At 60.5% G+C, this 18,848-nt stretch carries 16 protein-coding genes; 12 read left to right on the top strand and 4 right to left on the bottom strand.

Features of this window, described 5'->3' with window-relative positions; genetic code table 11:
- Window positions 1–17: 17 nt before the first annotated feature.
- A complete protein-coding gene (locus KHO33_RS11980) occupies window positions 18–1,130 on the bottom strand; it encodes a DmpA family aminopeptidase (RefSeq protein WP_200565021.1) in 1,113 nt (370 codons plus the stop codon).
- 155 nt (window positions 1,131–1,285) lie between these two features.
- Between KHO33_RS11980 and KHO33_RS11985 the strand changes: the two genes are divergently transcribed.
- The 10 genes from KHO33_RS11985 to KHO33_RS12030 all read left to right on the top strand — a co-directional run bounded on the left by KHO33_RS11985 (window position 1,286) and on the right by KHO33_RS12030 (window position 14,011).
- A complete protein-coding gene (locus KHO33_RS11985) occupies window positions 1,286–2,089 on the top strand; it encodes a helix-turn-helix transcriptional regulator (RefSeq protein ID WP_200565020.1) in 804 nt (267 codons plus the stop codon).
- Between the two features lie 203 nt (window positions 2,090–2,292).
- The gene (locus tag KHO33_RS11990; RefSeq protein WP_407946173.1) at window positions 2,293–4,218 is read left to right on the top strand and encodes a potassium transporter Kup; all 1,926 of its coding nucleotides are present in this window, start codon (window positions 2,293–2,295) and stop codon (window positions 4,216–4,218) included.
- A gap of 30 nt (window positions 4,219–4,248) precedes the next feature.
- Window positions 4,249–5,805: a DUF2235 domain-containing protein gene (locus KHO33_RS11995; RefSeq protein ID WP_200565019.1), complete on the top strand. Its 1,557-nt coding sequence runs from the start codon at window positions 4,249–4,251 to the stop codon at window positions 5,803–5,805.
- 213 nt (window positions 5,806–6,018) lie between these two features.
- On the top strand, window positions 6,019–6,183 hold the full coding sequence (locus KHO33_RS12000; protein ID WP_200565018.1) for a hypothetical protein: 165 nt from the start codon (window positions 6,019–6,021) through the stop codon (window positions 6,181–6,183).
- 146 nt (window positions 6,184–6,329) lie between these two features.
- The gene (locus KHO33_RS12005; protein WP_154559352.1) at window positions 6,330–7,712 is read left to right on the top strand and encodes an NAD-dependent succinate-semialdehyde dehydrogenase; all 1,383 of its coding nucleotides are present in this window, start codon (window positions 6,330–6,332) and stop codon (window positions 7,710–7,712) included.
- 21 nt (window positions 7,713–7,733) lie between these two features.
- Complete coding sequence (locus KHO33_RS12010; protein ID WP_234480556.1) at window positions 7,734–8,909, top strand: NAD(P) transhydrogenase subunit alpha; 1,176 nt, start codon at window positions 7,734–7,736, stop codon at window positions 8,907–8,909.
- 61 nt (window positions 8,910–8,970) lie between these two features.
- Window positions 8,971–9,342, top strand: a complete 372-nt coding sequence (locus KHO33_RS12015) for an NAD(P) transhydrogenase subunit alpha (protein ID WP_054034215.1) — start codon at window positions 8,971–8,973, stop codon at window positions 9,340–9,342.
- 10 nt (window positions 9,343–9,352) lie between these two features.
- Window positions 9,353–10,804 carry an NAD(P)(+) transhydrogenase (Re/Si-specific) subunit beta gene (locus KHO33_RS12020; RefSeq protein WP_200565017.1) on the top strand — a complete coding sequence of 484 codons (1,452 nt, stop codon included), beginning with the start codon at window positions 9,353–9,355 and terminating at the stop codon, window positions 10,802–10,804.
- A 33-nt stretch (window positions 10,805–10,837) separates the two neighbouring features.
- Window positions 10,838–11,872: a zinc-dependent alcohol dehydrogenase gene (locus KHO33_RS12025; protein WP_200565016.1), complete on the top strand. Its 1,035-nt coding sequence runs from the start codon at window positions 10,838–10,840 to the stop codon at window positions 11,870–11,872.
- A gap of 369 nt (window positions 11,873–12,241) precedes the next feature.
- A complete protein-coding gene (locus KHO33_RS12030) occupies window positions 12,242–14,011 on the top strand; it encodes an ABC transporter ATP-binding protein/permease (protein WP_200565015.1) in 1,770 nt (589 codons plus the stop codon).
- Between the two features lie 9 nt (window positions 14,012–14,020).
- On the opposite strand, the gene KHO33_RS12035 is transcribed toward KHO33_RS12030, so the two are convergent.
- Together KHO33_RS12035 and KHO33_RS12040 are read right to left on the bottom strand one after the other, a co-directional pair.
- On the bottom strand, window positions 14,021–14,980 hold the full coding sequence (locus KHO33_RS12035) for a D-2-hydroxyacid dehydrogenase family protein (RefSeq protein WP_200565014.1): 960 nt from the start codon (window positions 14,978–14,980) through the stop codon (window positions 14,021–14,023).
- Window positions 14,981–15,112: 132 nt separating this feature from the next.
- A complete protein-coding gene (locus KHO33_RS12040) occupies window positions 15,113–16,039 on the bottom strand; it encodes a LysR family transcriptional regulator (protein ID WP_234480555.1) in 927 nt (308 codons plus the stop codon).
- 294 nt (window positions 16,040–16,333) lie between these two features.
- Here KHO33_RS12040 and KHO33_RS12045 point away from each other — a divergent pair, with 294 nt between their 5' ends.
- Window positions 16,334–17,686, top strand: a complete 1,353-nt coding sequence (locus tag KHO33_RS12045) for an MFS transporter (RefSeq protein WP_200565013.1) — start codon at window positions 16,334–16,336, stop codon at window positions 17,684–17,686.
- 46 nt (window positions 17,687–17,732) lie between these two features.
- On the top strand, window positions 17,733–18,482 hold the full coding sequence (locus KHO33_RS12050; protein ID WP_234475231.1) for a maleate cis-trans isomerase family protein: 750 nt from the start codon (window positions 17,733–17,735) through the stop codon (window positions 18,480–18,482).
- Between the two features lie 153 nt (window positions 18,483–18,635).
- Here the strand turns inward: KHO33_RS12050 and KHO33_RS12055 are convergent, their stop codons facing one another.
- Window positions 18,636–18,803, bottom strand: a complete 168-nt coding sequence (locus tag KHO33_RS12055; RefSeq protein WP_172737564.1) for a hypothetical protein — start codon at window positions 18,801–18,803, stop codon at window positions 18,636–18,638.
- Window positions 18,804–18,848 lie beyond the last annotated feature (45 nt).

Here is an 18,848-nt window from a genome sequence, read left to right on the forward strand (position 1 = left end):
CGAGGGGGGAAGAAGCGTCAGTCAACAATCGGGCGGTCACGGCGCCACCCAACTTGTTCCAGTGCTTTCAGCAACCGGGCGGCGCCGAGCGCCGGGACATGAACGCCTTGGCCGTCCATATCTTCGGCAGCAACGAGGGCGTTGAGAATGGCCTCTTCGACCGCTTCCGCAGCCGCGACGAATAGCGGAGAAATGAAATCGTGAATGACGCTGCGCACGCTGATGACAGGCTCGATCGCCTTGCCGTAATCCGCCGGCGGTATGCCACGGTTGCCTACCGAGAAGGCGATGAAGATGTCGCCACTGGAGTATTCGGTGCCGCCGCCCACGCGGGCTAATCCGATGCTCGCGCGCCGTGCAATCTGCTCGCACTGATGCGGCAGAAGTGGCGCGTCGGTCGCAAGCGTCACTACGATCGATCCCATTCCGGGGACACCCGCACGACGTCGGTCGAATGGCGACGGCAGACCTCGCAGCACTTCGCCCACCGGATAGCCGGCCACACGCAGCGCATCGCGACGGCCGTAGTTCGCCTGGACTAACGCGCCGACGGTCCAGCCACCGTCCGCTGCTGCGAGCTTGCGTGAGGCTGTTCCGATGCCGCCTTTGAACTCGTGACAAATCATGCCGGTACCACCGCCAACCGAACCCTCGGCCACCGGTCCACTGCGAGCGTCGGCCTGCGCCTCGTGAACGTGCGCAGCGGTGACATGCTGCCCCCAGATGTCGTTGAGCACTCCATCAAACGTTTCCAGCACTACCGGCATGCACCAGTACTGGCTATTGCCGACGCATGCGCGTTCGGCGGCGACCAATGCGTCGCGAACCACGCCGACGCTGTGCGTGTTGGTGTAGGCGATAGGCGTAGTCAGCAAGCCTGATTCGCGGATCCATTCCAGGCCGGTGGCATCGCCGTTTCCGTTGAGCACATGACACCCGGCAAAACATGGATCGAGCCGCGCCATGCCGGCGCGTGGTTCGATGATCGTCACGCCGGTTCGAATCGAAGCTTCTGCGTCGTTTTCGACCAGGGTACGATGACCGACTCTTACGCCTTGCACGTCGGTGATGCTGTTAAACGGACCGGGCGTGCCGTGGCCAACTCGAACACCGATGTCTCTGATACCCATACTTTTCTCCTGTGTTGCTCGCTGCGAGCAAGCCTGCCGACGCGCATGCGACGGGGTACAGAGATGGTAGGGTGGGGGACGACGGGTGAAAATCAGGCCGAAGGGCTAGAACGATGGGACGACCTACCCTTTAAGGGGTAGTGGGGGAAACTGACATGCAGCTCGATGTATCGGACGTTGCCTTTCATCAGCGGCTTGGACGTCTGGTCGAAAAGCTCGACGACAAACAGTTCTGGCATGCGCTGATCGACCTGTTGCGCAAAGTGGTCCACTTTGACAACTGGGTAGTGGTGATCTTCTGGCCCAACGGGAAACCCCAGTTAATTGCGGAGATCCAGTCGCGCACGCCGAACGACGAACTGTTCAAGGGATATTTGAACAGCGTCTATTTGCTGGACCCTTTCTATCAATTCAGCCTGGGCGAGATCAGTCCGGGTGTGTATTGTCTGGACGAAGTCGCGCCCGATCACTTCCGGGAAACCGAATATTTTCGCCGCTATTTTTCGGTCAACGTGCTGGAAGATGAGGTGCAGTTGCTGGCCCCGCTGCCTGCGGGCGGAACGCTGTCCGTATCGATGGGCAGTGAACGCCGCTTTAGCTCGACTGAAATCGGAACCCTCTGTCTTTACGGCGCATGGTTGCTTCCGTTGATGTGCCACGCCTTGGTAGCACAAACAGCCGTGCTCCCGCCGCCGGTAAGTTCACCCGCCGGAGGTGATCGACGCCTTCACTTCGAACAGGCGTTGCGCAAGCGCTCCAACACATCGTTGACCAACCGCGAAATCGAAATCGCGCTGATGATTCTTGCCGGTCATTCGACCAAGAATATGGCAAGGCTGCTTGGCGTGTCACCCGCTACTGCCAAAGTTCATCGGCGCAATCTTTACAGGAAGCTGAACATCTCATCTCAGGCGACACTGTTTCTGCTCATCATGGATGAAGAGCCGGAGCCTAACTGAGGCGAACCGGTTCTGATGGGCGATCCTAAGGAGATGCCCGGCTTTGAGCCGCGCCCTTTCTTCTGTAGGCTGTCACCGACAGGCCGTCCGCCGATCAGCCCATTGCTGCAGGGGGATTAGCGTGACCAGGCGGGCCGCCAGGCGCTTGAGCGCCGGCGCACCGTTCGCTGGCCGGGGGGCCACCCACTGAGAAGGAGCCATTCATGGAATCGTCTTCAGGCCAACAACCGGGCGCCCCTGCCGGCCACGTCGCGGAAAGCAGCCACGGGTCGATGCCCAAGCTGGCGCTGGCTGCCATCGGCATCGTGTTCGGCGACATCGGCACCAGTCCGCTCTACACCATGAGCACGGTGTTCGACTCGGGCCACGGGCTGGTGCTCGACCGCTTCAATGTGCTGGGCGTGGTGTCGCTCATCATCTGGTCATTGATCATCGTGGTGACGCTGAAGTACGTGACGCTGATCATGCGCGCCCACAACCACGGCGAGGGCGGCATCATGGCGCTGCTGGCGCTGGCTTCCAGTTCTGTAATGGACCGGCCACGCCTGCGCAACGGGCTGCTGCTCGCCGGCGTGTTCGGCGCGGCGCTGTTCTACGGCGACGGCGTCATCACGCCGGCCATCTCGGTGCTCAGCGCGGTGGAAGGGCTGGAAGTGGCGGAGCCGCAGCTCAAGCCCTTCGTGGTGTCGATCGCGCTGGTCGTGCTGATCGCCTTGTTCCTGGTGCAGCGGCGCGGCACGGCCGGCATCGGCGCGGTGTTCGGGCCGGTGATGGTACTGTGGTTTGTCGTGATTGCGGTGTCGGGACTGCTCTGCATCGGCCGCGCGCCGGCCATCCTTGATGCTTTCAACCCGTTCGTGGGCCTCGAATTCCTGATCCGTAACGGTTGGCGGGCCTTTGTCTCGCTCGGCGCGGTGGTGTTGGCGCTGACCGGCGCCGAGGCGCTGTATGCCGACATGGGCCACTTCGGCGCGCCGCCGATCCGCCTGTCGTGGTTCGCACTCGTGCTACCCGCGCTGGCGCTCAACTACCTGGGCCAGGGCGCGCTGCTGTTGTCGGACCCCAAGGCCGTCGACAACCCCTTCTTCCACCTCTTCCCGTCGGTGGCGCTGTTTCCGATGGTGGTGCTGGCCACGGTGGCGACTGTGATCGCGTCGCAGGCAGTGATCAGCGGCGCGTTTTCCATGACCAAGCAGGCTATGCAACTCGGCTTCATGCCGCGCATGGGCATTGTCTACACCTCTGAACGCGAGGTCGGCCAGATCTATGTGCCCGCCATCAACTGGTTGTTGCTGATCGCGGTGGTAGGGGCGGTGCTGGGCTTCGGTTCCTCTACGGCGCTGGGTTCGGCCTACGGTATCGCGGTGACGGGCACCATGATGATCACCACCTTCCTCACGTTCTACGTGGTGCGCTACGCCTGGCACTACAACTGGTGGCTGTGCGTGCTGGCCACCGGCTTCTTCTTCGTTATCGACCTCGCGTTCTTCTCGGCTAACCTGCTCAAATTCGTGGATGGCGGATGGTTCCCGCTGCTGCTGGGCGCCATCATGTTCACCGTAATGTCCACCTGGCACCGCGGCCGTGCGCTGATGGTCGAAGAGGCCAGCATCCATGCCGGCGCGTTGCCGCTGGGCAAGTACCTGGACAGCCTGTTCGCGAAGGAAACCATACGCGTGCCCGGTACCGCGGCGTTCCTGACCATCGACCCGAACACCGTGCCGCACGCGCTGATCAACAACCTGGCACATAACCACGTGCTGCACGAGCGTGTGCTGTTCGTGCACGTGACTAACCTGGATGTGCCCTATGTCCCGCGTGAGCAGCGCGTGGCGATCACGGCGCTGGGCCACAACTGCCACAGCATCCTCGTGACTTACGGCTTCAAGGACGAGGCCAGCCTGCCGCAAGCGCTGCGCGATTGCGAGCCGAAGGGCCTGGTGGTCGACCCGGCGAAGGTCTCCTATTTCCTCAGTCATGCCACCGTAGTGGCGACTGGAGGCAAGGGCATGCCGGTTTGGCGTGAACGAGTGTTCAGCGTGATGGCGCACAATATCGGCAACCCTGCGGCTTATTTCAAGCTGAGCTCAAACCGGGTGATCGAGCTGGGCTCGCGCGTCGAAATATGAGGTAGAACCTATAAGGTAGAACCTGCAAACATGAAGAGACTTTTCGTTTGCTGCGACGGCACATGGAACTCGGATAGCGACGAGTTTCAGGGGGTGCCTGTTCCAACCAATGTCGTTCGCTTTTTCAACGCGCTGAGCGAGCACGGCGAAGACGGCGTCGAGCAGCTCCGCTACTACCACGTCGGCATTGGCGCCAACGAAGGGCGGGTTCGTCGCCTCGTAGACGGTGCGCTGGGATTGGGTCTCTCCCGAGACATTCGAACTGCGTACAAGTGGCTGTCCGACCACTACGAGGAAGGTTCTGAAATTTTTGTCATTGGCTTTTCGCGCGGCGCGTTCACGGCACGAAGCCTGGTGGGCATGCTTCACCGTTGTGGACTTCCTCGCGAGGCAAGCTGGGCGCTAGTCAAGCAGGCATGGAACCTGTACCGGCTCGATCCAAAGGTACCGGAAAACGTCACCCGACAGGAGCGGTTCTGCATCGAGAATGGCAAACCGCCTCCCATTCGCTTTTTGGGTGTGTGGGAGACGGTGGGCGCGCTCGGTATTCCTGAAATTGCGAACTTATTCGGCTTAGGGAGACAGCGCCTCGAATTTCACGACACGACGCTTTCGCCAGAAGTTGAACGCGCAGTGCAAGCCCTTGCCATTGATGAGCAGCGGAACACTTTCTTTCCAACGTTGTGGACGGACGCCGATGGGTGCGACCCGGCACGCGTGACGCAAGTGTGGTTCCCTGGCGTGCACGCGGACGTTGGGGGCGGCTACAAGGAGACCGGGCTTTCCGACGCCACGCTCAAATGGATGATTGCCGAGGCCGCGCAATGCGGTGCGGTGTTTGAACCGAAGATGTTGGACCAGATAGCCGATGCGGGCCAGTTGTCGCCATCCGCGGTACATGGCGTCCTGCACAACTCGCTCACAGGCTTTTACAGGAGGATCGGATTTCGTCCTCGGTCGTTTCCCTATCTGGCGAAGGATTCACGCATATGCTCCGAATCGATCTCGGATCTGGCATTGGCACGGCAGGCCAGTCCGCCAATCTTTCAGGCTCCTTATCGACCGAACATCAACCCTGGGACGGGGGTGCAGGTGCGCGTTTTCGCCGGCACGTTGTGGAACTGGACAGGTATTTTCATGAAGGAGGGAGTGAGCTACCGGTTCAAGGTGCTTGAAGGTCAAACATGGCTGGATGGGGACACCGTATCGGGAGCGGAGGGCACGCCAGGCAACTGGATGCTACGCCTGTTTGCATGGTCCAAGCGGGTTAGGGACGCGAACTGGTTCGAACTCTGTGGTGCGATCTCATACCCAGGGGAACCGAGCGAAGCAGGCGTGTCACCGCAACCCTTCTACTTCAGAATTGGCAGAGAGATGGAGATCAAGGCTCCTTACTCGGGTTACCTGTATTGCTTTGCCAACGACGCCACCTGGGCGTATTGGAACAATCAAGGCAGTCTGCGGGTCGATATTGTCGAATCAAGCGGGCTGCCGGGCAGCAAGGGGGCGGCATTCCGGCACTCAGACGAAGACCTGACTGCGCCGGCAACAGCACCCGGAGGGTCTGGAGCGGGCGAACCGTCCTGAACGGTACCGCGACGGAGATCGGGACTTCTTTTCGTGCTCATTGGGGCCGGGTCCGCACTTGTACGGCACCGTACCGACCTCCACGGAGGTTAAGCGCACCGTGGTTACACGCGCCTTGCGTCTTTCATCCAAAAGCGCCCGAAACACCCTCGCGCAGTATGATTTTCTTCAATCGCTCGCCCGGGCCGCCCCCTCCAGCAAGGAGTGGCCATCATGCTCACAATCCGAAAACACTATTTCTTTCCGCCGCGCTCATGGCGGAGGCAGTCGCTGCTATGCAATGGCGCGGCAAGACAGATCATTTTGCGTGATTTCGGTCCGAGGGCTGAGCATGACGTGAAAGAGTCGAAGACCGCGATGAAGAAGCAGGGCGCCTGAGGTCAGGCACGCAAGTGGCGTCCGAATTAGGATCGTTCGAAAACTAATATTTAGGATGTCGAACACAAGATGTACTGGTGTTCGACACGTGCTTGACGTTCCGCCCCGGAACTCAAGCCAACCTCCATTTAAAGAGAAAACAAATCATGGCTTATCAAAGCGTCAACCCTAACACCGGCAAGGTTCTGAAGAGCTTCGAAAAACTGACCGATGAGCAACTTGAAAAGTCGATCGCTGCCGCCGAGACCTGTTTCCAGACATGGAAGCATACGACCTACGCCCAGCGTGCCGAAATCGTGGATAAGGCCGCAACGCTGATGCGTAAGAACGTCGATGAATTTGCCAAACTGGCGACCCTTGAAATGGGCAAGCGCATCGACGAAGCGCGTGGCGAAGTCAGGTTCAGCGCCGACATCCTTGCTTATTACGCCGAGCACGCGAAAACTTTCCTGGCACCGACCAAACTGAATCCGAAAGTCGGTGAGGCGCATATGGAAAATAGTCCATTCGGCGTGCTCTTCTGCGTGGAGCCGTGGAATTTCCCGTACTACCAGCTTGCACGCGTTGCCGGCCCGCAACTGATGGCGGGTAACGTGCTGGTGGTCAAGCATGCCGGCTGCGTACCGCAATGCGCGATTGCTTTCGAGAAACTCCTGCTCGACGCCGGCGCGCCTAAGGGGGCGTACACCAACCTGTTGATCTCGCACGAGCAGTCTGAGCGAATCATCGACGACCCGCGCATCAAGGGTGTGGCATTGACGGGCAGCGTCGAGGCCGGCAGAAGTATTGCGGCGCGAGCGGGGCAAAACCTCAAGAAGACTTCGATGGAGCTAGGCGGCAGCGATGCGTTCATCGTGCTCGACGACGCCGACCTGGAAAAGACCGTTCCGTGGGCCGTGTGGGGGCGGATGTATAACGCCGGCCAGACCTGTTGCGCGGCGAAGCGATTCATCGTGCTCGATTCGATTGCCGACAAATTTCTTGCGAAGTTCAAGACCGCGCTCTCCGAACTGAAGGCAGGCGACCCGATGGACGAGAAGACCACGCACGGCCCCTTGTCCACCGAGGCGGCGCTGGTTCAACTGCTCAAGCAGGTCGACGATGCAGTGGCACATGGCGCCACGCTGGTGATGGGCGGCAAACGCATCGACCGACCCGGCTCGTTCATGGAAACGACGATCCTCACGGATATCAAACCGGACAATCCGGCTTTCCGCGACGAATTCTTCGGTCCGGTGGTGTCGTTCTTCCGCGTCAAGGACGAAGCCGCGGCCATCGCGTTAGCCAACGATTCGGACTTTGGCCTTGGTGGTTCGGTCTTCACGAAAGACGAAGCGCGCGGCAAGCGTGTGGCGAGTGGGGTCGAGACCGGGATGATGTTCATCAACAACATCGACTGGTCCGATGCGGAACTGCCGTTTGGCGGCATCAAGGATTCCGGCTACGGCCGTGAGCTCGGCAACATGGGCATCCAGGAGTTCGTCAATACGAAGCTGGTCCGTACCGCCCGCCTCGATGCACCGGCCTGATCTCCACAAGGAAAGCCCGCCATGTATGTCAACGTTGCCGTTCTGACGGAGACCCGGGCCCATGAACGCCGTGTGGCGCTCGTGCCCTCCGTGGTCCAGAAACTGGTCAAACTGGGTGCCCGGCTGCATATGCAGCCGGGGGCGGGCGCGGCGATTCATCTGGATGATGCCGCGTTCGAGAACGTCGCCTTTATAGCGGATCGCACGGCGCTGGTGAAAGACGCCGATGTCGTGCTTGCCGTTCAGCCTCCCGCGCTCGAGGTGGTCAACGCGATGAAGGAAGGCGCGATCCTCGTTTCGTTCATCTATGCGCACAACGAGCCCGCGCTGGTGAAGCGCCTGCTCGACAAGAAGATCACCTGCTTCGCGATGGAGCGGGTGCCACGCATTACGCGTGCCCAATCCATGGACGCGTTATCGAGCCAGTCCGCGCTTGCAGGCTACTACGCGGTGCAACTCGGCTCGACCCGTCTCGCTCGCGTGGTGCCCAAGATTACCAGCGCGGCAGGCTCGATCGGACCGGCTCACGTTCTGGTAATGGGGCTCGGTGTGGCAGGGCTGGAGGCGATCGCGACGGCGCACCGCCTTGGGGCTGTCGTCGAGGGCTACGACGTGCGGCCGGAAACGCAGGAGCAGGCGCTCTCGCTGGGCGCCACCTTCGTCGATACCGGTATCGATGCGCGTGGTAAAGGCGGCTATGCCCGTGAGCTGAGCGCCGAGGAAAAGACCCGGGTCGCGGATGTGCTGACGAAGCACATTCAGAGCGCCGATCTGATCATCACAACCGCCGCGATTCCCGGTAAGGCCTCGCCCAAGCTCATCAGCCACGCACAGGTGGCCGGCATGAAAGCGGGCTCGGTGATCGTCGATCTGTCGGCGGAGGGCGGCGGCAACTGCGAAGACACGCGGCCTGGCGAGACCACGCGGATCGGCAACGTGACGATCGTCGCGCCGCTGAATGTGCCCTCGCTGCTCGGCGAGGATGCGAGCGAACTGTACGCGAAGAATCAGTACAACCTGCTCGCGTTGATCATGAAAAACAACGTCATCGAGATCGACTGGAGCGACGAAGTGCTCGCCAAAACGGTGCTCACCCACGCAGGCGAGAACAAGGCTGAGGCGAGCGACGCGGCGGCCAAGCCTGTTGCCGACGCGAAGAAACCCCCTGCGAAAGCCGAACCTGTTACGCCGGCATGAGCGCGGGTATCAGCGCCTGTATCAACACCGGCACAAACACGCTCTGACCAAGGACCAAGTGATGGACTTCCAGATCAGCATTTCCGGCTTCGTCGCGATTTACATCTTCATGCTGGCCGCTTTCGCCGGCTGGGTGATCATCGGACACGTACCGGCCATCCTCCATACCCCGTTGATGTCGGGCTCGAATTTCGTACACGGCATTGTCGTGGTGGGCGGCATCTATGCGCTCCTGAACGCGAGTACGGTCCAGGAGCAAGTCATCGGCTTCGTTGCTGTGTTGCTCGGCGCGGGCAATGCCGCAGGCGGTTATGCCGTCACCGATCGCATGCTCGCGATGTTCAAGACCAGCGGTCATCCCGCGGCGCACGGCACGCACGGTGCGCACAGCAAGTCCGGCACCGTGAAGTCCATCCACGCAAAGAAGCATTAAGGACGCCGCCATGTTGACCCTGATCCCCCAACTCGGCATCGGCGTGGTCGATCTCGCCGCTGCGTTTCTCTTTCTCTACGGCCTGCACCGCATGTCGTCGCCTGTTACGGCGCCTTCGGGCATTTTCGTCGCTGGTATCGGCATGGCCGTGGCCGTGCTCGCGAGCTTCCTGTATGCCTTCGACGTCGGCGCGGCGGCCCGGCCCAACCTGCCGGTCAACCTGGGGCTTGCCGTCGTTGCTTTGGTGCTGGGCGGCGGCGTGGCCTGGTGGGGAGGCCGCAAGGTGGCGATGACCGCCATGCCGCAGATGGTGGCGATTTACAACGGCATGGGTGGCGGAGCGGCCGGTGCGATTGCCGCGGTGGAACTGTTCGGCAACAAGGCGCAGGGCGCGACCGCGCTCATCATGACCTTGCTAGGCGCGCTGATCGGCGCGGTGTCGCTGTCTGGTTCGCTGATCGCCTGGGCTAAGCTCGATGGGGTCATCAATAAGCCCGTACGAGTGAAAGGGCAGCAGGTGTTCAATGGACTGGTGCTGCTGGCTACCTTCGTGGTTGGCGGCTACATCGTCGTCGCAAGCGCGGACAACTCCGCGCTGATATTGACGATGCCGACCTGGATCTATCTGTTCTTCGGTTGTGCGCTGGCGCTCGGCGTTCTGATAACGCTGCCAATCGGCGGTGCCGATATGCCGGTGGTGATTTCGATCTTTAACGCCTTTACCGGCCTCGCGGTCGGCATTGAAGGCTACGTGTTGCAGAACCCCGCACTGATGATCGCCGGCATGGTGGTCGGCGCAGCCGGCATGTTGCTGACACTGCTGATGGCCAAGGCCATGAACCGTTCCGTGAGCAATGTGATCTTCACCAACTTTGGTGAGGTCGCCACGCGCAAGCAGGGGAAGATCAAGGGCAGCCTGAAGCCGACGCAGCCCGGCGACGCCGGCATCGCGATGCGCTATGCGGCCTCGGTGATTATCGTCCCGGGTTACGGTCTCGCGGTCTCGCAGGGGCAAGGCAAGCTGTACGAATTCGTCAAGTTGCTGCAGGCGGGCGGCGTGTCGGTGAAGTTTGCGGTGCACCCGGTGGCTGGCCGGATGCCGGGCCAGATGGACGTGCTGCTGGCCGAAGCCGGCGTGCCCTACGACGTGATCTTCCAACTCGAAGACATCAACGATCAGTTCGCCACTACGGATGTTGCGCTAGTGATCGGCGCCAACGACGTGGTCAACCCGGCCGCGCGCACCGACAAATCGTCGGCCATTTACGGCATGCCGATTCTCAACGCCGATCACGCCAAGCAGGTGTTTGTGATCAAGCGCGGGGAAGGCAAGGGCTACGCCGGCATCGTCAATGAACTCTTTTACGCAGACAACTGCAACATGGTCTATGGCGACGCCCAGGCCGTGCTCATCAAGATGAGTGAAGCGGTCAGAGGGCTTGGATTGCCCGCTGTTGCCTAGCACGCTGAATTCATCGCTACCGAGGAACAAGCCATGACATCGAAAATGCAAGCTGCCGTCGTTGAACAGTTCGGCAAGCCGTTGGTGCTAAAGGAACTGGATATTCCCGAGCCCGGTCCAGGCCAGATCCTGGTGAAGACCGAAGCGTGCGGCGTATGCCACACCGATTTGCATGCCGCGAGCGGGGACTGGCCGTTAAAGCCCACGTTGCCATTCATACCGGGCCATGAAGGCATCGGCATCGTCACCGCCCTTGGTGCGGGTGTAACGGCCGTGAAGGAAGGCGACCGGGTCGGCGTACCGTGGCTCTACTCCGCTTGCGGACACTGCGAGTTTTGCCTCGCGGCGCGTGAGCCCGTATGTGCCGAAGCGCAGTTCGGCGGTTATACGAAGAACGGTGGATTCGCCGAGTACATCGTCGCCGATCCGAACTATGTGGCCCATATCCCAGCCCATCTGGCGGCCCGCGACGCGGCGCCCCTCATCTGTGCCGGGATCACCTCGTACAAAGGCATCAAGGAGACTCAGGCGCGCCCAGGTGAATGGGTCGTGGTCTCGGGCGTCGGTGGCCTCGGACACCTCGGCATTCAGTATGCCAAGGCGATGGGCTTGCATGTGTGTGCAGTCGACATTGATGACGGCAAGCTCGCGCATGCCAAACGCCTTGGCGCCGATGCCATGGTCAACGCCAAAGACGGCGATGCGATTGCGGCCGTCAGAAAGGCCACTGGGGGCGGTGCGCATGGCGTACTGATTACGGCGCCGTCGCTGGCCGCATTCAAGCAAGGCGTTGGCATGACGCGCAAATGCGGTACTTGTGTGCTGGTTGGGCTGCCGCCGGGCGAGTTTCCGACACCCCTGTTCGACGTCGTGGCGAACTGCATCACGATTCGCGGCTCGTTTGTCGGCAATCGCCGGGACATGGCCGAAGCGCTTGCCTTCGCCGCTGACGGCAAGGTCAAGGCCGATATCGAGTTGCAGCCGCTCTCGGCGATCAACAGCGTGTTCCATCGTCTCGCGCATGGCGATGTCCCATCGCGCGTGGTGCTCGAGTTCGCCAAGGGCTGAGAGGAGGGCGCTATCGTGGCTGCCGGACTCCGGTCCGGCGCTATGGCCATATAACGCAATCGAACTAAACGGAGCTGACGCCGAACACTCCGGTCGCCAGATCGTGCTCGAAAGCTGCGTGCCACGCCGTGCCTTGGCCAGCAGCATAAACACCCGACTTATCATTGCTCCGTCGAGTAACCATGACTTGTCGGCGAACCGGGCCCGCACTAGCACCTGCCGGGTACTGGTCTTCGTCACGGATGTCGAAATCGATCATATCGAAGCCGTGACTGGCGAAGATTAAAGCCGCATCGACGGCCGGACAAGTCACACCCTACAATCACCCCGTGCACTCGGTCCGTATTCACTGCGCGTTAAGGGGCGTTCATGAGCGACCAATCTTCCGGCCCTGCGTCCGGGCAAGCGGACCGTGTCTCAGCCTGGAGCCTGATCAGACCGTACTGGGTCTCTGAGGAACGCAAGACCGCGTGGAGTCTGCTGATCACGATCATCGTCATGGACCTGGTTCTGGTCGGCATCAACGCCCGCCTGAATACGTGGAACCGTGATTTCTACAATGCACTGGAAGCCAGAAAGGTTCATGAATTCCCGCAGCTGATGCTGCTTTTCAGTGCGCTTGCGTTCGCGTTCGTCGGGATTTCCGTCTATAACCGCTATCTGCGCCAGATGCTTGGCTTCCGATGGCGCCAGTGGCTGACCACACGTTATCTGCAGGAATGGCTGGGCGATGGCACGTTCTATCGCATCGAGCGCGACCGGCTTGCCGACAATCCTGACCAACGGGTCGCTGTCGACCTAGCGTCATTCGCCAACACCACACTTTCGCTCACACTTGATCTGCTTTCGACGCTCGAAACGCTCGTCTGGTTCTCGACCGTCTTATGGAGCACGGCGGGCGTGCTGGCAATCGAGATTGGCGGCACGCCCGTCCAGATTCCCGGCTACATGCTGTGGGCAGCCATCGCCTATGCGATTGTCGGCTCGCTCCTGACCAATAAGGTCGGTCATCCGCTGGTCTCAATCAACTACCAGTTGCAGCGTGTCGAGGCGGATTTCCGGTTTGGCCTGATCCGTCTGCGCGAAAACGCCGAGCAGATTGCGTTCTACGACGGCATGCGTGTCGAGGAATCGACAGCCCAGGACCTGTTCGGCAGGATTCGCGAAAACTGGTGGCGCGTGATGAAGTACACGCGGCGCTACAGCTTCGTGCTCAATTTCTACGCCCAGATCGCCGAGATCTTTCCGATCGTCGTGGCATCGCCGCGTTACTTCGCAGGGTTGATGAGTTTCGGCACACTGATGCAAATCGGCGACGCATTCAGTTCGGTTAGCGATTCGCTTTCGTGGTTCATCAACAATTACGACACGCTTGTCCAATGGCGCGCAACCGTCAATCGTCTGCGCGAGTTCAAGCGCGTCATGCAGCTACCTCGTCTGAAGGAGTCGGTGTCGCCAGCCACCGAGCATGGCGGCATCAATCTGCACTACGTCGACGAGGATCGGCTCGCTACGCACAAGCTCACGCTTGCGCTGCCCAACGGCGAGACGCTCGCGCGTGTGCGCGACATTGCCGTCAAGCCAGGTTCACGCTGGCTCGTGCGTGGGCCGTCAGGCTCGGGCAAGAGCACGCTATTGCGTGCGCTGGCGGGTCTCTGGCCATTCGGAAACGGCTCAGTCGATGCGCCTGTGAACGCACGCATGATGTTCGTCCCGCAGCAGAGCTATTTGCCGGTTGGCACCTTGAAGACTGCGCTCGCCTATCCCACAGCGGCCGCCAATTTCAGCGACGAGGAATGTTGCGAGGCGCTGCATCTGTGCCGGCTTGAAGACTACGTCGACCGATTGCACGAATCTCAGCACTGGTGGAGCATTCTTTCTCCCGGCGAGCAACAGCGGCTGGCAGTCGCGCGTGTGCTGATGCACAAGCCTGACTATGTGTTTCTCGACGAAGCAACGAGCGCGCTCGATACCGAGAACGAAGCGTATCTGTATGGCCTGTTGATCGAGCGATTGCCGAAAGCGGCGATTGTCAGTGTCACGCACCGCGAGTCGCTTACGACATTCCATCAGGAGACGCTCGATATTGCGCGTGCGGACGAGCATGAGCACACCGCGGGATATACACGGCCGTCGTGACCGCTACCGTTACGCAGAACGTCCGGTTTCCTCGAGCCACTTAACGATGTTCTGCACCGTATCGCCATAGAAGGTGCGATACAGCTCCTTGGACACATAGCCGATATGAGGCGTCGCGAGCACGTTAGGCAATTCGCGCAGCGGGTGCGGATTCTCGAGCGGTTCGACCTCGTACACGTCCAGTGCCGCGCCGGCAATCTGACCGGTCGTGAGAGCCCGAAGCAGGGCGGTATTGTCGACGATCGCGCCTCGCGACGTATTGATCAGCCGGCTGGTGGGTTTCATCTGCGCGAGTTCCGTCGCGCCGACCAATGCCCGGGTTCGCTCGCTAAACCGCAAGTGAATCGACAGGAAATCGGAGGTAGAGAACAGCACATCCTTGCTGACTCGCTGCACGCCTTTTTCCGCTGCGCGTTCCTCGGTAAGGTTCTCACTCCACGCGATGACGTTCATTCTGAATGCGCGCCCGATGACGCCGACAGCCGAACCGATATGGCCAAGACCAAGCACGCCGAGCGTCTTGCCCGCGAGTTGCTCGCCAAGCGAAAGCTGCCAGCCTCCCTGACGCACTGATTGAGTCTCGAGCGGAATATTGCGGGCCATCGCGAGAATCAGCGCCCACGTCATCTCGATCGTCGGCGTGGACGAATAGCCCGTATGACGAATTTCGATGCCGCGTTCCGTAGCCGCCTCCTGATCGATCGACACATTCCCCGGGCCGGTCGAAGCAATCAGCTTTAAGTTAGGCAGGTTTTCGATGACCTCACGGGACAGCGGTGTGCGTTCTCGCATCACGCATACGACGTCGAACGGCTGCAGTCGTTGAACCAGGCTCCCAGTATCGGCGACGTGATCGTTGAACACGGTCACGTCTGCCAGGTCCTTAAGCGGCGACCAGTCTGCCACGCTCAGCGCGACGTTCTGATAGTCGTCGAGGACGGCGACCTTGATCGGGAGTTTGAGGTTCATGTTGCTTGCTCCATGCGTTGTAGACATTGCTCCTACCCGAATGCTAAGAATCCCGGCGCGTCAGGTAAATCAATATGTAACGACGCCACCCATCGCGAGCCGCGATGGCTCACTATCGACTTGTGACAGTCCTCATGACTCGTTGTCCCGGTGCTTGTCGAGGTGGTCGACCAGCATGCGCGCAGGAAGCGGGAGCGTCTCAAAGTTGCGGGCGATGATCACCAGCGGGCGCTGCGACCACGGTTCATCAAGCTCAACGACGCGAAACGGCACCGACTGCATATAAGGCGTCACGCTTCCCTTGGGGAGCACGCCGATGCCGAGGCCCGCGCTGACCATGTTGCGCACGCCCTCGAAGCTGGTTACCTCGATACGCACGCGTAGCCGAATACCGGCACGCTCAGCGGCGGCGCGACACAACTTCGAAATGGACGTGCCATACGGCATGCTGACGAAGTCGTCCTCCAGAACCTCCGCGAAGGTCACGCTCGCGCGCTCGGCGAGCCGATGATCCGTCGGCACGATCACAACCAGCTTGTCGACACTGTAGGGACGCCACTGCAGATCGCCGAGGGCATCCCTGGTAGCCGCGCAGATGCCGAGATCGGCGACACCGCTTGCGATTGCCTGCACCACTTCATCGCTCGACTTCTCGGCCATATCGATCCGTACTTTCGGATTGGTGCGTAGAAAGGTGCGCAACACACCCGGCAGATACTGAACCATGGCCGTAAAGTTCACATAAATGCGGGTATGGCCCCTCAAGCCCGCCGAATACTCAGACAATTCGTCCGAAATTTGCTGCAAGTGCTCGCTCAGCCGCTTCGCGTGATGATAGAGCGCCTCGCCGGCCGGCGTGGGTTGCACACCGCGGCTGTGCCGATATAACAGCGGCGTGCCGGCGTCCTCTTCGAGATCCGATACGCGCTTACTGACGGCAGACGCCACGATGTGCGTGCGGGCCGCCGCCGCGGCAATGCTGCCCTCCTCAATGACGGCCACAAAAATGCGCAGGGACTCCATGTCGAGGCGCAACGGCCGATCTGCTGAAACACGCATCCTTACTCCTTCGGGTTGGCTATCCGGCCGCCTCGCACCCATCGCGGTTGGCGATGCCTCTATTGAACATTGAGAAGTTTTCAATCCGTCTGGCGACCGGCATCCTATGTTCCATAGGGCTCAATCCTCGCAGGATGATCGGTCGAGGCGCGAGACCGGGCACTGTGCCTCGCGATTCTATGTCGAGGCGGCGCGGTTGTCCTGGACGCCGGCCCGTCAGCCTTTCCAGAAGCACAAGCCGGTGGACGGCCGGCACGCAGGAAAAATCGGTTGAAAACATGAAGGAGACGAAAGATGGAACACAAACACCTTGCCTTGAGCGCGCGAACTCGCTGGTACGAGGGGCTCACGGCAATGCACTGGCGTGTGCTGAAGGCCAGCTTTCTCGGCTGGATTTTCGACGGCTATGAGGCCCTGGCGCTCGTCGTCGTGCTTGGGCCGATGCTGCATTCGGTGCTGTCGCCGGCACAAGCCGCGTCGCCCACGACATACGCGGGTCTGGTCATCGGCATCACGCTGCTTGGCTGGGGGGCGGGCGGTCTGATCGGCGGGATTCTCGCGGACTATGTCGGACGCAAGCGGATGATGCTCTGGTCCGTCTTCCTCTATGCGGTGTTTTCCGGTTTGACCGCGTTCTCGCAAACCTTCTGGGTGTTGTGTGGGCTGCGTTTCCTGACCGGCCTCGCCATGGGCAGCGAATGGAGCACGGGCGTCGCGCTGCTGTCGGAAACCTGGCCTGAGCGGGCACGTGCGAAAGGGGCGGGTTTCCTGCAATCGGGCTTCGGCTGGGGCACGCTGATCGCGGCGGTGGTGTGGTACGCGCTTTCGTCGGCGCATCCGCTCGGCGCCGAAACCTGGCGGCTGATGTTCGTGCTTGGCGCCGTGCCCGCGCTGTTTGTGTTGTACATCCGCCGTGGGGTCAACGAGTCGGAGAAATGGCAACGCGCGGTGCGCGAAAAACGCTGGAGCGCGACGAGCACGCAGCCGGTTGCGGGCGACGCACCTGCATCCGATAAGCGCCCCTTCACGCTCACGCAACTGTTCAGCGAACCTGAAGCGCTGCGCCGCACGCTGCTTCTGCTTGTGCTGTCGATTGTCACGACCGTTGGCTGGTGGGCCATTTCCAGCTGGCTGCCGACTTATACCGTGGCGCTCGCTAAAGCTGAAGGTATCCCCGATGCCTTGTCATGGGGCTCGAAGGTATCGATTGCGTACACCGTCGGCGCGATTGTGGCCTACATGATCGCGGGCTTCGTAGTGGATGCAATCGGCCGGCGGGCGTTCCTCTCACTCACTTTCGTCGGCGCACTGCTGACAACGATCGTCACGTACAAGCTGACGACAAGCGTCGAAGCGATGATGATCGTGGCGCCGATCAATGGCTTCTTCACCTTGGGCTGTGCCTATGTCTGGATGGCGATCTACCCATGCGAACTCTTTGGTTCCAGCGTGCGTTCCACCGCGATTAGTTTCGTGTTCAATGCAGCGCGTCTGATCGCTTGGGTGTTCCCGATCATCGCGGGCAGCATGATCAAATCATTCGGTGGTGTGTCTCAGGCCGCATTGGCACTCGGCTCGGTTTATCTGCTCGGTATTGTGGTTCCGTGGTTTTTGCCGGAAACGCGTGGCACGGGTATGCCTGACTGAGTCAGTTCAGAAATTTGGATACCTGATTATATTTTTGGAGAGAAAGATGCCTCAAAATTTTCGTATCGGACAGATCGTTCCAAGCTCGAATACGACCATGGAAACTGAAATTCCCGCCATGTTGCGTGCCCGTGAAGCGATCCGCCCCGAGCGGTTCACATTCCATTCGAGCCGGATGAGAATGCACAAGGTCACAAAGGAAGAATTGGTCGCGATGAACAAGGAAGGCCTGCGCTGCGCGGCGGAACTCGCCGACGCGCGTGTCGATGTCATGAGCACGGCGTGCCTGGTCGCGATCATGGCGATGGGGCCCGGATATCATCGGCAAACCGAACGCGAACTGCTGGAAGTTGCGCGCGCCAATCATTGCCTTGCGCCCGTCATGACCTCCGCGGGCGCGTTGGTAGAAGGTCTGAAGATCATGGGCGCTCGCCGGATTTCGCTGATGGCGCCGTACATGCGGCCCTTGACTGACCTTGTCGTCGCTTATATCGAGAACGAAGGCATTGAGGTCATCGATTCCATGTGCTTTGAGATTCCCGACAACCTCGAAGTTGGTTTGCGCGACCCGATGCAACTGGTCGACGACGTTCGCGGCCTGAACACGCAAGGCGCGGATGTTGTGGTGGCGTCCGCTTGCGTCCAGATGCCTTCGTTGCCGGCGATTCAGCGCATTGAAGACATGCTGGGAATCCGCACTGTTTCGACTGCGGTATGCACTGTTCGGCGCATGCTGGATCATCTTGGGCTCGAGCCGATCGTGCCTGGTGCAGGGGCGTTGCTGTCCGGCGTGTGATCGCCTACGGCTGACACTCAGCCGATTTTTTCGAATGCGGCGTTGTACATCATCCAGGTCTCGTCGAGCCGAACATTCGGGCAACCGGAAGCTGGAATACGCCGCGCTGCATCTCGGCGAATAAGAAATAGGAAAAACGTCGAACAGATCGCCTTAAACATTGGCCAGTTTGACCCCACGCACCAGCTCGTCCGAAGCTGCCGGGATATCGCCCATAATATCGATCTCACGCTTTACCGCGCGGATGACGTCGGTCACCGCGTCGCCGCTTTTCAGTGAACGGCGAATCGCGCGGTATGAGCCAACCGGCAATCCTTTCATCGGGATTATTGCCGGGTTGGAGTAACGTGTTGGGGACTCAATTTT

Source organism: Paraburkholderia nemoris (assembly GCF_905221015.1).
GTDB classification, from domain to species: domain Bacteria; phylum Pseudomonadota; class Gammaproteobacteria; order Burkholderiales; family Burkholderiaceae; genus Paraburkholderia; species Paraburkholderia nemoris.

Excerpts from the sequence above, each read along its gene's own strand:
- KHO33_RS11980 (WP_200565021.1), bottom strand. The coding sequence starts at position 1,130 with ATGGGTATCAGAGACATCGGTGTTCGAGTTGGCCACGGCACGCCCGGT.
- KHO33_RS11985 (WP_200565020.1), top strand. The coding sequence starts at position 1,286 with ATGCAGCTCGATGTATCGGACGTTGCCTTTCATCAGCGGCTTGGACGT.
- KHO33_RS11990 (WP_407946173.1), top strand. The coding sequence starts at position 2,293 with ATGGAATCGTCTTCAGGCCAACAACCGGGCGCCCCTGCCGGCCACGTC.
- KHO33_RS11995 (WP_200565019.1), top strand. The coding sequence starts at position 4,249 with ATGAAGAGACTTTTCGTTTGCTGCGACGGCACATGGAACTCGGATAGC.
- KHO33_RS12000 (WP_200565018.1), top strand. The coding sequence starts at position 6,019 with ATGCTCACAATCCGAAAACACTATTTCTTTCCGCCGCGCTCATGGCGG.
- KHO33_RS12005 (WP_154559352.1), top strand. The coding sequence starts at position 6,330 with ATGGCTTATCAAAGCGTCAACCCTAACACCGGCAAGGTTCTGAAGAGC.
- KHO33_RS12010 (WP_234480556.1), top strand. The coding sequence starts at position 7,734 with ATGTATGTCAACGTTGCCGTTCTGACGGAGACCCGGGCCCATGAACGC.
- KHO33_RS12015 (WP_054034215.1), top strand. The coding sequence starts at position 8,971 with ATGGACTTCCAGATCAGCATTTCCGGCTTCGTCGCGATTTACATCTTC.
- KHO33_RS12020 (WP_200565017.1), top strand. The coding sequence starts at position 9,353 with ATGTTGACCCTGATCCCCCAACTCGGCATCGGCGTGGTCGATCTCGCC.
- KHO33_RS12025 (WP_200565016.1), top strand. The coding sequence starts at position 10,838 with ATGACATCGAAAATGCAAGCTGCCGTCGTTGAACAGTTCGGCAAGCCG.
- KHO33_RS12030 (WP_200565015.1), top strand. The coding sequence starts at position 12,242 with ATGAGCGACCAATCTTCCGGCCCTGCGTCCGGGCAAGCGGACCGTGTC.
- KHO33_RS12035 (WP_200565014.1), bottom strand. The coding sequence starts at position 14,980 with ATGAACCTCAAACTCCCGATCAAGGTCGCCGTCCTCGACGACTATCAG.
- KHO33_RS12040 (WP_234480555.1), bottom strand. The coding sequence starts at position 16,039 with ATGCGTGTTTCAGCAGATCGGCCGTTGCGCCTCGACATGGAGTCCCTG.
- KHO33_RS12045 (WP_200565013.1), top strand. The coding sequence starts at position 16,334 with ATGGAACACAAACACCTTGCCTTGAGCGCGCGAACTCGCTGGTACGAG.
- KHO33_RS12050 (WP_234475231.1), top strand. The coding sequence starts at position 17,733 with ATGCCTCAAAATTTTCGTATCGGACAGATCGTTCCAAGCTCGAATACG.
- KHO33_RS12055 (WP_172737564.1), bottom strand. The coding sequence starts at position 18,803 with ATGAAAGGATTGCCGGTTGGCTCATACCGCGCGATTCGCCGTTCACTG.